This window comes from Flavobacterium kochi, assembly GCF_048286715.1.
Taxonomy (GTDB): domain Bacteria; phylum Bacteroidota; class Bacteroidia; order Flavobacteriales; family Flavobacteriaceae; genus Flavobacterium.
In genome coordinates this window covers 18,883-32,649 of sequence record NZ_JBLVPW010000019.1, presented here as the reverse complement: position 1 = coordinate 32,649, position 13,767 = coordinate 18,883, and the positions used below count along the sequence as shown (strand labels likewise).

Below are 13,767 nucleotides of genomic sequence, written 5' to 3'. Positions count from 1 at the left end.
TAAATGTTAATCGTTCAACATTTTCCACAACTTGTCTTTCAAGTCCGTCAGTCCTTGTTGGGCAACAGAGGAGATAAACATATAAGGAATATCTTTGAAAGCAACATCCAATTCCACTTTTAACTCTGCTTTCAGCTCATCATCGAGCATATCGCATTTTGAAATCACCAGCAAACGCTCTTTGTCCAGCATTTCTGGATTGTATTTTGTCAATTCATTTACCAAAATGTCGTATTCGGCTTTAATATCCGGCGTATCCACTGGAACCAAAAACAACAACGTTGAATTACGTTCAATATGACGCAGGAAATAATGCCCCAGTCCTTTTCCTTCAGCAGCTCCTTCAATGATTCCAGGAATATCGGCAATCACAAAAGATTGAAAATCCCTGTACGCCACAATTCCAAGATTTGGTTTTAACGTAGTAAAAGGATAATCCGCGATTTTTGGTTTAGCAGAAGTCAATACAGACAGCAATGTTGACTTTCCTGCATTAGGAAAACCTACCAGACCAACATCGGCCAGCACTTTTAATTCTAAAATCACATCCATTTCAGCACCTGGCAAACCCGGCTGTGAGTATCTGGGAGTTTGATTGGTTGAACTTCTGAAATGCCAGTTTCCTAAACCACCTTTTCCACCGCGAGAAAGTATTTGTTTTTCACCATCTTCAGTAATTTCAAATAATATTTCCCCAGTTTCTTTATCTTTTACAACAGTTCCTAATGGAACCTCGATGTATTTATCATCTCCGTCAGCACCTGTACTTCTGTCGCCACTACCATCTCCACCATTACCGGCTTTGATATGTCGCGCAAATTTAAGGTGAAACAACGTCCAAAGACCTTTATTACCAACCAAAAAAACATGACCACCACGACCACCATCACCACCATCAGGACCTCCTTTTTCAATAAACTTTTCTCTATGCAAATGCGTAGATCCTTTTCCACCTTTTCCGGAAGAAACATATATTTTAACGTAATCTACAAAATTCCCTTCAGTCATTTTTTCTACTATTCAATGTTCAGCTTTAGTTTAGTACTCATTTTGAGCAATTTAATCCTAAGCTATTTAATTTTTTAATGCTTTCACCATCACCTTATCAATCTTCACGCCATCCATATCAATGACTTCCAACTCAAATTTTTGCCAAATTAATTTCTCCCCCTGTTTAGGAATATGGGAGAGTTCCGTCATTATTAAGCCACTCACCGTCGTTACTTCGTAATCATTGATTAATTCATCCAATTCAAAGTAAGTCAAGAAATCATGCAATGAATAATGTCCGTCAACCAGCCAACTGCCATCTTCTCTTTCAATCAACTGAAAATCATCTTTATAAAAATCAGAAGCATCTCCTACCAAGGCTTCCAGAATATCATTCAAAGTAATTACACCTTGAAAAACACCGTATTCATCAGTGACAAATGCATAATGAATACCTGTTTTTTTGAAGTTTTCTAAGGCTATATAAGCAGTGGTTTGCTCCATCATAAAAGGAGCTTCGGTCATTATATCCGCCAAATTGAAGTTTCCATTCTCAAAATGAGCAAAAATATTTTTAAGATTAACGACCCCAACAATATCATCGTAATTTTGACTATAGACGGGATAAATAGAATGCAATTCTTTTAGCATGAATTCCTTAACCTGTTCTTTATCAGAATGCAAAGGTAAAAAAACTACTGACTTTCTATGCGTCATCAATGAGTTTATTTTTCGGTCCCCAATATGAAAAACACGCTCCACTATATCCTGCTCTATTTCCTGTACCTCTCCGCCTTCGGTTCCTTCTTTGATAATGGCCTTGATCTCCTCTTCGGTTACCCTACCGTCAGCAGTGGGTTTTATTTTTAAAATATCCAATAAAAAATCTGTTGAAGTGGTCAGCATCCAAATGAATGGCGCTGTAACAATTGACACCACTTTCATGGGTAATGCCACAGCTTTAGCAATGGATTCCGGATGATTCAATCCTATTCTTTTAGGTAATAACTCCCCTAAAACCAAAGAGAAAAAAGTCAGGATCACTACCACAATTCCAACAGCCACAGGATGTGCATAGGGTCTTAATAACTCGATTCCCTTTACAAATGTTTCTACATCTGATGTTATTTTATCACCACTATAAATACCGGTAAGAATCCCTATCAGTGTTATTCCTATTTGTACTGTCGACAAAAATTTATTTGGAGAATTGGCCAAATCCAATGCGATTTTAGCACTTTTATTTCCTTTTTTTGCTGCGGTCTCCAATCTGTTTTTTCGAGCAGAAATCAGTGCGATTTCAGACATAGAGAAAACCCCATTTAACAGTATTAGAAAAAATATTATTAGTATTTCCAATTTTTTAGTTGATTCGTTTTTTGTTTAAAATCTGATTCCTGAATTTTTACTTTCTGAAATTTGCAACCTGGATTTTTATCCGGATGACAGTGCACTAGCTCAGGGGTTAAAAAAAAATGATTTTTCCTGTCAAAAAAGAGCGACCCAAGGAAGCCCTTTATGACTTAGAAAAATAGTTTTTTTTACGAGGTCTTGTAATATAAATTATCAATGACGTTACTTACTCTTTCGGTAATTTCAGCAATTGAACCTATTCCGTTTACAGTGTGAAATTTCCCTTGCTCCTGATAATAATTCATCAAGGGCGCTGTTTTTTCATTATATTCCTGGTAACGATTTCTGATTTTTTCTTCATCCTGATCGTCAATTCTACCACTTGTTTTCCCTCTTTCCAACAAACGCTGAATTAGAATCTCGTCATCGGCTTCCAGTGCAATTGTGGCAGCAACCTGAGACCCGATTGAAGTAAGAAACGCATCTAAAGCTTCGGCTTGTGAAATTGTTCTCGGATAACCGTCAAACAAAATCCCATTTGTGTCCGGGTGTTTATTTACCTCATCGATTAGCATTTTAGTAGTCAATTCATCTGGCACTAGATCCCCAGCATCCATATATACTCTTGCTTGCTTCCCAAGTTCTGTATCGTTTTTTAAATTAAAACGAAATACATCACCAGTGGAGATATGCGTTAATTTGTATTTTTCTTTTAAAAATTCTGCCTGAGTTCCTTTACCTGCTCCTGGTTTTCCAAATAAAACAATGTTAGTCATGTTGTTGTGTAGTTATTCTTTTAATTTATATACTTCGGGTAAATTCCTTCCTAAACCATCATAATCTAAGCCAAAACCTACAATAAATTTGTTTGGAATTCTGATTCCAACATAATCTATTTTCATGTCCTTTGTATAGGCTTCCGGTTTAAAAAAAAGTGTTGCTATTTTAAAATGCTTTACATTTTGTTTTTTGAATGCTTCTTTCAGCGCTACTAAAGTATTCCCGGTATCTACGATATCTTCTATTATAATAACAGAGCGTCCGGTCAAATCCTGATTCAATCCTATTAATTGTTTCACTTCGTTAGTGGAAGAAGTTCCCTCGTAAGAGGAAGTTTTTATGAAAGATACCTCACATGGTTTTTTATACAGTTTCATAAAATCAGAAACTACCATAAAAGAGCCATTCAGGACACCTATAAATACTGGTATTTCATCACCAAAATCAGCTTCTATTTGAGCAACCATTTTTTCGATTGCAAAGTCAATTTCTTTGGCAGAAATAAACGGAACAAATTGTTTATCGTGAAGTTGTATCATTATTTTCGTGTTTAAAATAATGCGCAAAGATACAGAATTCGGATTTGACAATTGATAAATGGGCATTAATTTGTAATTTTAAGTAAATTTCACAAAAAACCAACTTAAAATGTAGTAAAAGCAATAAATGATGCAACATAAATTCCGAAGAAAATAAAATAGCATTTTCCTATTCGATCATTATGAAGTATCTTTGCTCATAATAAACAATCTCGTAATGAATTACTTTTCTTCTGATTTCAAACTGGGAATTCTCGGTGGCGGACAACTCGGCAAAATGCTGTTGCTTGATACCCGAAAATTCGATATACAGACCTATGTTCTTGATCCAAGCGATGAAGCGCCATGTAAAATAGCTTGTAATAGATTCTTCAAAGGGGATTTAATGAATTTTGAAACGGTTTACAATTTTGGAAAACTGGTTGACGTTTTAACTTTTGAAATCGAGTTGGTTAATCTTGAGGCTTTGACAAAACTTGAGGAAGAGGGATTAAAAGTATATCCATCTCCCAAAACATTGAAACTGATCCAAAATAAAGGAATTCAGAAAGATTTTTACACAAAACACGGTATTCCGACTGCAAACTACAAACAATTTGCTAATCTAAAAAGCATGGTTGTTGCTATACTGGATTCCAAATTAAAGTTGCCTTTTGTTTGGAAATGCACCGAATTTGGTTACGACGGAAATGGCGTTAAAGTTATTAGAGAAATTTCAGATTTGGATAATTTAGCCAATGTAGAATGCATTGCTGAAGAAATGGTTCCTTTCAAAAATGAGCTGGCCGTTATCGTTTGCCGCAATCCATCGGGTGAAATAAAAACCTATCCTGTGGTAGAAATGGAATTCCATCCTGAAGCCAACCAAGTGGAATACGTGATTTGTCCTGCTCGTATCGATGATACTGTTGCTAAAAAAGCGATCGCCATCGCATTAAATGTTTCTGAGAAATTTAATCATGTTGGACTTTTGGCAGTCGAAATGTTTCAAACTGAAGACGACGAAATCTTAGTTAACGAAGTCGCTCCTCGCCCGCACAATTCCGGACATTATTCCATTGAAGCCAGTTATACTTCACAATTCGAGAATCATTTACGCGCCATTCTCAATTTGCCTTTGGGAAATACCGCTAGTAAAGTTGCCGGCATTATGGTAAATTTATCTGGCGCAGAAGGTTTTTCTGGTGATGTAGTTTACGAAAATATTGAAAAAATATTAAGTTGGGACGGCGTTACACCTCACATTTATGGCAAGAAAGAGACACGCCCGTTTAGAAAAATGGGACATGTTACCATTGTAAATAAAAATATTGATGAAGCTAGAAAAATTGCCGAAAAAGTAAAAAATACGATTCGGGTGATCAGTAATCGATAATCTGTTTTTAATTTTTAGTTCCAGTCTCAATTTCACAACCCCAATTCAAAATTCAATACGTGAAAATTTCAAAATTACATATCGATCAATTTATACATTTAGAAAATCTAACGTTTGATTTTACGTATCAAAGCGGTGACCGTAAAGGACAGCCTTTGGATAAAATATGTTTTATTGGACAAAGTGCAACTGGAAAAATGAGTTTGTTGGACTTAATTTATGATTATAACAAGGTCGCTTTAAACCTGGAAGTAATAAATGGAGAGCATCTATCAATTAGAAATAATAAAGCGGGATTAAACGGAGAAATTGAATTTACAATAAATGACACTGTTTATAAACAAAAAAATGACGAGTTTTTTTTTAAAAACCAACATTATAAATACGGAAATATAGGTGGAGGAGTAACTCCCTTAATACCTATTGACACTAAAAAAGATGTTTTTTATTTTAAAGCCAATTTAATCTCTAAAAAAAACATTGAACTTTTTTCAAAAAATCCAATTGACTTAATAGAAAAACATAGCGTTGAACTTCAAAATATAGAAAGCTGTATTGAATATAAGGAGTATGGTATATTATTTAACGATGATGTCGAACCTCAAATCTGGCTTTTTTTATTAAACGAAATTTTAAATTATCGTAAAAGTTTCACAAAAAAAATGTCTGAATTAATCCATAAAGGTTTACTTGCTAATGCCAAAAAGTTAGATTCAGAATTTCAAAAATGGCAAAAAGATAATCCTAATCAATTAGAATCTTTTGCTAAAAAAATCAATCCAATTTTAGAGAAATTATTTTTAGAAGTAGATCTAGTTGATACCGAATATTCAATACCTATAAAAAATAAAAGAACTGATGAAACAATTCCAATTCAAGATACAAGTACTGGAACTAAAGGTTTGTTACTATCATTATTACCTCTTTACAAACTAGACACAAAAGACTCTATTATTTTGATGGACGAACCCGAACGCTCTTTATATCCAGATATGCAAATGGATTTAATGGACTGTTATACAAATCTGGCTCCGGAAGCACAATTTATTGTAGCCACTCACTCTCCCTTTATAGCAGCTGCTTTTGAGCCGGACGAACGTTTTATTCTTTATTTTGACGAAAAAGGTAAAGTTGCTGTTCGTAGAGGAAGTTCTCCAATTGGTGATGATCCAAATGACATTTTGTTTAATGATTTTGGTCTTACTCAACTTATTAATAAAGCAGGTCAAGAAGTTTACAACGATTATCTAGAAAAGAAAAGACAAATGCTTTTTGAAGAAAATACAACAAAAAAGAAGCAACTTCAAAAAGAAATTGAAACTATAGGGGACAAATATAATTTTTAGTTTTATGAAAAAAATATTTAAAAACCCTTTTTTATCAATAGTATCTGACAACTTAACTTACAATTCCAATAGAGATAATTCTAGATTAGGAAGCATGCTCCTAAAAGAACAAAAAAATTTCTGCACCTATACCGAACAATATATTTCATCTGATGACGCTAATGATATTGAACATTTTAATCCAAATTTAAAAGATTCAGAAAATGACAATTACCATAATTGGTCCAAAGTTAAACACCTTCCAAATCAAAGAAAAACTAATAATTGGCTAGAACCAATATTAATGCCATATGCTGATGATTTTGAACAAAGGATTATCTACTCTGATGTCGAATATTTTGCCAAACCAGGAGATAATGAAGCAAACAATCTAATTAATTTGTTGGACCTAAACAATCATAAAAGGGCTGAAGACCGAAAAAACTACATTAAACGCAGAAAAGAGGCAATTAACGACAGGGGACTTCAAAGTGAAGACGATATAAAAAATTATTTTCAAGATAAAATTGATATTGAAATAAAGTACATCTCTTATTTAAGAGCAATTCAGGAAGAATTCAAAATAGACATTTGGGAAATGCTTCCAGAACTGCAATAAACACAAAACAAAAAACAAAAAATAAAACATGAAAGTAGCCGTTATAATGGGAAGCATTTCTGACATGCCCGTAATGCAGGAAGCAATAGACATTCTAAAAGCATTTGACATAGAAACAGAAGTTGATATTGTTTCCGCACACAGAACTCCGGAAAAATTATTCGATTTTAGCAAAAATGCACATCATCGTGGAATTTCGGTTATTATTGCCGGCGCCGGCGGTGCTGCACATTTGCCAGGAATGGTCGCTTCAATGTCTCCACTCCCAGTAATTGGAGTCCCGGTGAAATCCAGTAATTCCATCGATGGTTGGGATAGTATTTTGTCTATTCTTCAAATGCCGGGTGGTGTTCCTGTAGCAACAGTGGCACTAAACGGAGCTAAAAATGCAGGAATTCTTGCCGCTCAAATTATAGGAAGTCACAACAAAAATGTCCTTGACCGAATAATATTGTATAAAACAGGATTGAAAGAAGCCGTAGATATTGCCTCAGAAACACTCCGTAAATAATAGTAAGACAGGCGCTTTTTTCAGAACGGTTTTTTAGTCAAGCCTCTTTCTAATTGAAACGTAACTAAGTGACAGCAATTTAAGTCCTCTTTTTAGAGGACTTTTTTATGTTGAATAACTACAACCTTATATAACTAAGGCTTAAAATTCAAACAATCTATTATTCAATAGTTTACATGTTTAAATTAACAAAAACCTATTCCTTAATTTATTATATTCGCATGATAGGCTAATTTACGTACAACACTGTAGGCTAATTTTGATGCAAAAACAGGGACTTCCAAAATGAGAGCTTTTCTGTTATTGATTTCAAAATCTATGCTTCTTTATTCCATGTTCACTTCAACTTCCAGAACTCCTTCAAATTCTGAAGCAATTATATCTTTCTTACTCAACCAATATTCCGAAGTGGTTGCAGCATAATTTACATTATCCGAGGTGGTTAAATTCCACAAAATAGCTTCCGCTTCCGGAAAAGGTGCATTTTCATTCATCGCATGATCAAACAATCTTTTGATAAGATTACTATCAGACAAACCATTGCTTAATAATTTTAAAACATTTTCTTTCGTTAGTTCCATTTCACTTTCGCCTTCTAATGGTGTAATACTACACTCAATAATTGTGGCTTTTGCATTAGGAAACTTACCGTTATATGCTTTAAAAAGCAATTGGTTCACATGAAACAGCGTCGAATGCAAACCTATTTCAGGATATTCTTCACAGACTTTGTCTAAAAACATATCGTTTGAGATCTGTTGAATCTGACCTTCGTTTAAATCCTCTGACAATTTGTATTCCAATACAATCACAGCAGCATCTTTAGGTTCAAAATCAGAAATTGCCATAAATAACAATTCTCTTAAACTGGCCGCATCAGCATCTGAAGCATCCGGATAATCGAATTTTTCAAGCAGTTTGATATAATCTTCATTTGTCCAATACTCCTCGATTTGATCAACAGTGTTGGCACTTTTTATTACAATTTGATAATTCATACTTAATTTCTTTTTTTGATTCGTTTGTTCAAAAACCAATCTTTTTTTACAATTTAAGGGTTTATTCCTTCGATATGAAATAAATAACATTTAAATAACACAATCCACTCGAGCATTTTAAGGTAAATCAATAGCTGCTGCAACTCCATTTTTTTCATTAAATCCATACCTTTGTTATCTTAAACATCGAATTATTTTTACTAAAAAAATTACAAATGAGTATACTGACCCACCATTTCAATACAAAATATAATACGGCCCCTTTTTCAAAAATAAAGAACGAAGATTTCCTTCCTGCTTTTCAAAAAGGAATCGAATTAGCAAAATCCGAAATCGATGCCATTGTAAGAAATCCGATAAAACCAACTTTCCAAAACACTATTGAAGCATTGGCCTTCAGCGGAGATGTTTTGGATAGAATCTCAAGTATCTTTTTCAACTTGAATTCAGCAGAAACAAATGATGAAATTCAAAAAATTGCTCAGGAAGTTTCTCCTTTATTATCTGAATTTGGAAATGATGTTCGTCTTAATCCTGATTTATTCGCCCGGGTAAAAACCGTTTATGAGCAAAGAGAAAAGCTGAATCTAAATCCGGAACAAACCACGCTTTTAGATAAAAAATACAAAAGTTTTTCCAGAAACGGAGCTAATTTGCCGGAAGACAAAAAGAATCAATTAAGAGAAATCGACAAAGAATTATCGAAATTGAGTTTACAGTTTGGCGAAAATGTTTTAGCCGAAACTCACGCTTTTCAATTGCATATTACGGATGAATCCGATTTAGCTGGTTTACCGGAAGGAACTGTCGAAGCCGCTCGCTCTTTGGCTAAAAGCCAAGAAAAAGAAGGATGGATTTTTACATTGGATTACCCAAGCTATGTCCCTTTTGTTACTTATGCTGACAATCGCGAGTTGCGCAAGAAAATGGCAATCGCTTTTGGCGCCAAAGGGTTTCAAAATAACGAATTTGACAATCAGGAAATTGTGCTTAAAATTGCCAAATTGCGTTTTGACAGAGCACAGGTTTTAGGTTATGCTACGCACGCTCATTTTGTACTTGAAGAAAGAATGGCAGAAAGTCCGGAGAAAGTAAAAACATTTTCGAATGACTTATTAGAAAAAGCCAAACCGGCAGCTTTGAAAGAATTTGCTCAATTGACTGCTTTTGCAAAAGAACTAGATGGTATTGAACAGCTTGAAAAATGGGATAGTGCCTATTATTCGGAGAAACTGAAACAACAACTATTCAATTTGGATGATGAAATATTAAAACCGTATTTCCAATTGGAAAAAGTATTGGACGGTGCTTTTACCGTAGCACAAAAATTATATGGAATCACTTTCGAAGAAATTTTCGAAGTGGACAAATACAATGAAGAAGTAAAAACGTACGAAGTAAAAGATGAAGACAATCAATTGGTTGCTGTATTTTATGCTGATTTCTTTCCAAGAAAAGGCAAACGTAACGGAGCCTGGATGACCTCTTTTAAATCGCAATACATAAAAAAAGGAACTAACGAAAGACCGCATGTTTCCATTGTGTGCAATTTTACGAAACCTACCGAAACGAAACCATCGTTATTAACTTTTAACGAAGTAACGACTTTGTTTCATGAATTTGGTCACGCCTTGCACGGCATGTTAGCCAACACAACGTATCCTAGTTTATCAGGAACAAGTGTGTACTGGGATTTCGTAGAATTACCGAGTCAGATTCTGGAAAACTGGTGTTACGAGCCGGAAGCACTGGCTTTGTTCGCCTATCATTATCAAACCGGCGAAATGATTCCAATAAAATTGGTTCATAAAATTAAAGAAAGTGCCAGTTTTCAGGAAGGAATGGCGACGATGCGTCAATTGAGTTTTGGTTTGTTAGATATGGGATGGCATGCACAGGATCCATCAAACATCAAAGACATCAAAGCTTTCGAAACAGAACAATTTGCAGCCACACAATTGTATCCTGATGTAAAGGAAAATGCAATGAGCACTTCTTTTTCTCATATTTTTCAAGGCGGTTATTCTTCTGGTTACTACAGCTACAAATGGGCGGAAGTTCTTGATGCTGATGCCTTCGAATATTTCCAGGAAAAAGGGATTTTCAATAAAGAAGTAGCAACCAAATTCAAGGACAATGTACTTTCGAAAGGCGGAACAGAACATCCGATGATTTTGTACAAACGCTTTAGAGGACAAGAACCAAAACCGGAAGCGCTATTGAAAAGAGCGGGGTTACTATAAAACTAAAAAACCGAAGTTTTTAAAGCTTCGGTTTTTTTTTAAAATTCCTAAGTTTATTTCTTCACCAATCTATTAGAGAAATCCAAGATTACATTTTTCTATTATTGCATTGGTCGTTAAAACATATTGGGTTTTTCTTTATGTCTCACTCATTTTACTTTCAGTTGCCAATTGCCCAAATCTATTGTAGCAAGTGTTGATGGGTGGTGCCTTTATTCGGTTAAACTTAACTTTAAGTGTCCCCCTAAACCTAGCCTAATTATTCTCATTAATGTTGAAAGTCTTATGCCACTTGCGTTATTTTCAATTTTAGATATATACGATTTTGTTGTTCCACATTTTGATGCCACTTGTTCTTGTGTCATTCCACGTTCTTTTCGCATTTCTTGCAACAAACACCATGTTCAAATATCTCGTACTCTTCTTCGTATTTTTCACGGTTTCGGTTCCTATTTTTCCGTATTGAGCATCTAAATGCTCAGTAAATGATGATATTTTTTTATTTTCAGTTTTCATAATCGTTACTTTTTATATTTATATTCTAAATATTCTGCTTTGAGTTTTTCAGCAATTTTAATTCTGATTTAGGTGTTTTTTGCGTTTTCTTCTGAAATCCGTTAACTAAGACAACAATTTTTCCTTTGTCAAAAAAGCTAAAATCTCTAAAAATATCTGAACCAACTTCAATACGAACTTCAAATATTTCGTCAGAACCAGTCAAATGTTTAAAAAATTTTTAGGGAATTCTCTATTGAGTTGAAATTAACTGTAATGTACCAGTTAAATTTATTCTTAACGTATTCTTTTTGAACGTTAAAAAAATCAAGATAATAATCTTCGTAATAAACGACCTCTCTAATAAATTTCTGATTCATTTGACACAGTTAGTCAATTAGATAACTTTGTGTATTTTAATAAAAAAAACGATTTACTTCAAAAACTCTCTGAAATTTTCCTTATTTACCACCAAAAAACTGGGTTGATATGCTTCTTGAAATGATTTAGGCAACTTCGCTTTTTTAGTGGAAGACCATTTGAATTCAAAAGCACTGACTGCATCAGCATTAGTTTCAATATAATCTATTTCCTGCTGCTGTGTGGTTCTCCAAAAGTAAGGTTTTGACAAACTTTGAGAATAAGACAGCCTTTTAAATCGCTCTGAAATTAAAAAATTTTCCCACAAGAGTGAATTGAAATTTCCAATCAACATATTCCGAACACCATTGTCGTAAAAATAGATTTTCCTGTTTGCCTTTATCTCATTTCTCAAGTTTTTACTAAAACTATTTAATCTAAAAATCACAAAAGCCTTCTCCAACAAATCTATATAATTATTAACCGTATTTTTATCTATACCAACTAATTGTGCTATTTCATTATAGCTTACCTCACTACCAACTTGAAAAGCTAAGGCTTGCAATATTTTTTCTAAAACGTCCGATTTCCTGATACCCGCTAAACTCAAAACATCTTTATATAAGTAGCTGGAAACAAGGTTTTTCAAAATTTCATATTCATTACCAAAGTTATTTATCACATCTGGATACATTCCATAAAGCAACCGCAACTCCAATTGCTGTTGCGCTTTTATATAACCTACATTCGTTTCAAATTCGTTCCAGGAAATGGGATATAAACGGTATTCAAATTTGCGTCCCGTCAATGGTTCTTGTGTGACATGATTAATATCAAAAGCTGAAGAACCGCTGACAATCACTTGCACATCTTTGATTTGATCAACAATATTCTTTAGTTTTAAGCCAATAGTAGGAATCCGTCGTGCCTCATCAATAAAAACGTATTTATAATTTCCAATAATATTTTTTAAGGTTTCAGTATTTGCATTTGCTAAAGAATCAACTACAATGGTATCCTCACCATCAAGAAACAGAAACGAAATGTCCTTTAATAAAGAGTTAATCAATGTAGTTTTACCAACCTGTCGCGGAACCTATTAATACAATAATTTTGCCCTTCCTTAAATTCTTCTCTATTATTGACGTTAAATCTCTAGTAATCATAACTGTAAATTTTAAAGAAACATACTACAATTATATCGTATTCACCAAGTTTATAGTTTTTTTGGTGAATACGTTCACCAAATTCATACTGTTTTTGGTGAATACATTCACCAAATTTGAGCTTTACTAAAACAACAAAACCATCAGCCACCAAACAATGGGTATACTTTCTACCCAAAAAGAAGTATAATATTTCGAGCGTTTTTCATTGGCAAAAAGCAGAAATAACGAAATCATAATCACTAATACCAGGTTTACAATTAACTGGTTTTCATCAAAATTACTTTTTAGAAATTCCAGAAAATAAAACGGAATCAGAAGTAACGATCCCAAAATTTTCGTTCGCTTCACCCCTATTTGTTGCGGTACGGTTTGCAAATGCGGATCATCATTCGCCAAATCAATAATTTCAAAAACAAGCACCAATACAAAAATCAGGATAAAGCGCTGCATGCATTTCAGATAAAAATCAAGCGCAATTGAAACACCTGCATTCAAAATTGGCAGAACTAAAGTCGCTCCTACCCAACACAAAGCCACAATATAGATTTTTACACCAGCCCAGTTTCTGGCATTTTTTCTGTTTGGAAAAAACGGAAGCGTATACAATAAAGTGATACTCAAAAAAGCTACCGCTACGATTTGGGTAATCCGCTGCAGCTGAAAAAAATAAAAACCTACCAAAATAAGTGCGAAAAAACTAAATCCAGCGATGATTTTCAACTCTTTACGCATCTTTAGTTTTTTAGCTCTGGCCAACGCATCATATTTTACGAAATTATATCCTACAATTGTTCCAAAAAAAACAAAATTAGCTATCGGTTCATCACACGAAATATGGAACATATGTTGCGTCATTCTCACCAGGGCATAACACGACAACCCCACATGAATACTGCTGTTGATATAAAAATTGAGTAGGTGTTTAAAAATCTTCATTAGACAAAATTAATCAATTGTGAGCAAATACATCATTTAGTTGAAAAATTGATAAAAAAGTAGCCCTAAAATAC

General features: G+C 34.0%; 15 protein-coding genes. 5 read left to right on the top strand and 10 right to left on the bottom strand.

The window, feature by feature from the left end; genetic code table 11:
- Positions 1-6: 6 nt before the first annotated feature.
- From obgE to hpt, 4 genes are all read right to left on the bottom strand, one after another.
- Positions 7-1,008: a GTPase ObgE gene (obgE, locus tag ACNQGH_RS16350; protein ID WP_417957100.1), complete on the bottom strand. Its 1,002-nt coding sequence runs from the start codon at positions 1,006-1,008 to the stop codon at positions 7-9.
- A gap of 66 nt (positions 1,009-1,074) precedes the next feature.
- Positions 1,075-2,349 carry a hemolysin family protein gene (locus ACNQGH_RS16345; RefSeq protein WP_417957099.1) on the bottom strand — a complete coding sequence of 425 codons (1,275 nt, stop codon included), beginning with the start codon at positions 2,347-2,349 and terminating at the stop codon, positions 1,075-1,077.
- 182 nt (positions 2,350-2,531) lie between these two features.
- Positions 2,532-3,119: an adenylate kinase gene (locus ACNQGH_RS16340; RefSeq protein WP_417957098.1), complete on the bottom strand. Its 588-nt coding sequence runs from the start codon at positions 3,117-3,119 to the stop codon at positions 2,532-2,534.
- Positions 3,120-3,131: 12 nt separating this feature from the next.
- Positions 3,132-3,662 (bottom strand): hypoxanthine phosphoribosyltransferase, encoded by a 531-nt coding sequence (gene hpt / locus ACNQGH_RS16335; RefSeq protein ID WP_417957097.1) that lies wholly within the window; start codon positions 3,660-3,662, stop codon positions 3,132-3,134.
- Positions 3,663-3,879: 217 nt separating this feature from the next.
- Between hpt and ACNQGH_RS16330 the strand changes: the two genes are divergently transcribed.
- From ACNQGH_RS16330 to purE, 4 genes are read left to right on the top strand one after another with little or no spacing between them, the layout of a single operon-like run.
- The gene (locus ACNQGH_RS16330; protein ID WP_417957096.1) at positions 3,880-5,037 is read left to right on the top strand and encodes a 5-(carboxyamino)imidazole ribonucleotide synthase; all 1,158 of its coding nucleotides are present in this window, start codon (positions 3,880-3,882) and stop codon (positions 5,035-5,037) included.
- Between the two features lie 59 nt (positions 5,038-5,096).
- Entirely contained in the window at positions 5,097-6,383 is a 1,287-nt protein-coding gene (locus tag ACNQGH_RS16325; RefSeq protein WP_417957095.1) for an AAA family ATPase, read from the top strand.
- Between the two features lie 4 nt (positions 6,384-6,387).
- Positions 6,388-6,981 (top strand): HNH endonuclease family protein, encoded by a 594-nt coding sequence (locus tag ACNQGH_RS16320; protein ID WP_417957094.1) that lies wholly within the window; start codon positions 6,388-6,390, stop codon positions 6,979-6,981.
- Positions 6,982-7,009: 28 nt separating this feature from the next.
- Positions 7,010-7,492: a 5-(carboxyamino)imidazole ribonucleotide mutase gene (purE, locus tag ACNQGH_RS16315; protein ID WP_417957093.1), complete on the top strand. Its 483-nt coding sequence runs from the start codon at positions 7,010-7,012 to the stop codon at positions 7,490-7,492.
- 326 nt (positions 7,493-7,818) lie between these two features.
- Here the strand turns inward: purE and ACNQGH_RS16310 are convergent, their stop codons facing one another.
- Positions 7,819-8,490, bottom strand: a complete 672-nt coding sequence (locus ACNQGH_RS16310; protein WP_417957092.1) for a hypothetical protein — start codon at positions 8,488-8,490, stop codon at positions 7,819-7,821.
- 215 nt (positions 8,491-8,705) lie between these two features.
- Here ACNQGH_RS16310 and ACNQGH_RS16305 point away from each other — a divergent pair, with 215 nt between their 5' ends.
- Positions 8,706-10,733: a M3 family metallopeptidase gene (locus tag ACNQGH_RS16305; protein ID WP_417957091.1), complete on the top strand. Its 2,028-nt coding sequence runs from the start codon at positions 8,706-8,708 to the stop codon at positions 10,731-10,733.
- Between the two features lie 212 nt (positions 10,734-10,945).
- Here ACNQGH_RS16305 and ACNQGH_RS16300 read toward each other — a convergent pair whose 3' ends face one another.
- The 5 genes from ACNQGH_RS16300 to ACNQGH_RS16280 all read right to left on the bottom strand — a co-directional run bounded on the left by ACNQGH_RS16300 (position 10,946) and on the right by ACNQGH_RS16280 (position 13,693).
- The gene (locus ACNQGH_RS16300; protein WP_417957090.1) at positions 10,946-11,098 is read right to left on the bottom strand and encodes a helix-turn-helix domain-containing protein; all 153 of its coding nucleotides are present in this window, start codon (positions 11,096-11,098) and stop codon (positions 10,946-10,948) included.
- On the bottom strand, positions 11,043-11,249 hold the full coding sequence (locus tag ACNQGH_RS16295; protein ID WP_417957137.1) for a hypothetical protein: 207 nt from the start codon (positions 11,247-11,249) through the stop codon (positions 11,043-11,045). Before ACNQGH_RS16295 ends, ACNQGH_RS16300 begins: the two co-directional genes overlap by 56 nt.
- Positions 11,250-11,274: 25 nt before the next feature.
- On the bottom strand, positions 11,275-11,454 hold the full coding sequence (locus ACNQGH_RS16290; protein WP_417957089.1) for a type II toxin-antitoxin system RelE/ParE family toxin: 180 nt from the start codon (positions 11,452-11,454) through the stop codon (positions 11,275-11,277).
- Positions 11,455-11,661: 207 nt separating this feature from the next.
- Positions 11,662-12,657: an ATP-binding protein gene (locus ACNQGH_RS16285; RefSeq protein WP_417957088.1), complete on the bottom strand. Its 996-nt coding sequence runs from the start codon at positions 12,655-12,657 to the stop codon at positions 11,662-11,664.
- A gap of 223 nt (positions 12,658-12,880) precedes the next feature.
- The gene (locus tag ACNQGH_RS16280; protein WP_417957087.1) at positions 12,881-13,693 is read right to left on the bottom strand and encodes a UbiA prenyltransferase family protein; all 813 of its coding nucleotides are present in this window, start codon (positions 13,691-13,693) and stop codon (positions 12,881-12,883) included.
- Positions 13,694-13,767 lie beyond the last annotated feature (74 nt).

Bases quoted from the DNA above. Each gene is read 5' to 3' on its own strand.
- obgE (WP_417957100.1), bottom strand. From the start codon at position 1,008: ATGACTGAAGGGAATTTTGTAGATTACGTTAAAATATATGTTTCTTCC.
- ACNQGH_RS16340 (WP_417957098.1), bottom strand. From the start codon at position 3,119: ATGACTAACATTGTTTTATTTGGAAAACCAGGAGCAGGTAAAGGAACT.
- hpt (WP_417957097.1), bottom strand. From the start codon at position 3,662: ATGATACAACTTCACGATAAACAATTTGTTCCGTTTATTTCTGCCAAA.
- ACNQGH_RS16330 (WP_417957096.1), top strand. From the start codon at position 3,880: ATGAATTACTTTTCTTCTGATTTCAAACTGGGAATTCTCGGTGGCGGA.
- ACNQGH_RS16320 (WP_417957094.1), top strand. From the start codon at position 6,388: ATGAAAAAAATATTTAAAAACCCTTTTTTATCAATAGTATCTGACAAC.
- purE (WP_417957093.1), top strand. From the start codon at position 7,010: ATGAAAGTAGCCGTTATAATGGGAAGCATTTCTGACATGCCCGTAATG.
- ACNQGH_RS16310 (WP_417957092.1), bottom strand. From the start codon at position 8,490: ATGAATTATCAAATTGTAATAAAAAGTGCCAACACTGTTGATCAAATC.
- ACNQGH_RS16305 (WP_417957091.1), top strand. From the start codon at position 8,706: ATGAGTATACTGACCCACCATTTCAATACAAAATATAATACGGCCCCT.
- ACNQGH_RS16300 (WP_417957090.1), bottom strand. From the start codon at position 11,098: ATGACACAAGAACAAGTGGCATCAAAATGTGGAACAACAAAATCGTAT.
- ACNQGH_RS16295 (WP_417957137.1), bottom strand. From the start codon at position 11,249: ATGAAAACTGAAAATAAAAAAATATCATCATTTACTGAGCATTTAGAT.
- ACNQGH_RS16280 (WP_417957087.1), bottom strand. From the start codon at position 13,693: ATGAAGATTTTTAAACACCTACTCAATTTTTATATCAACAGCAGTATT.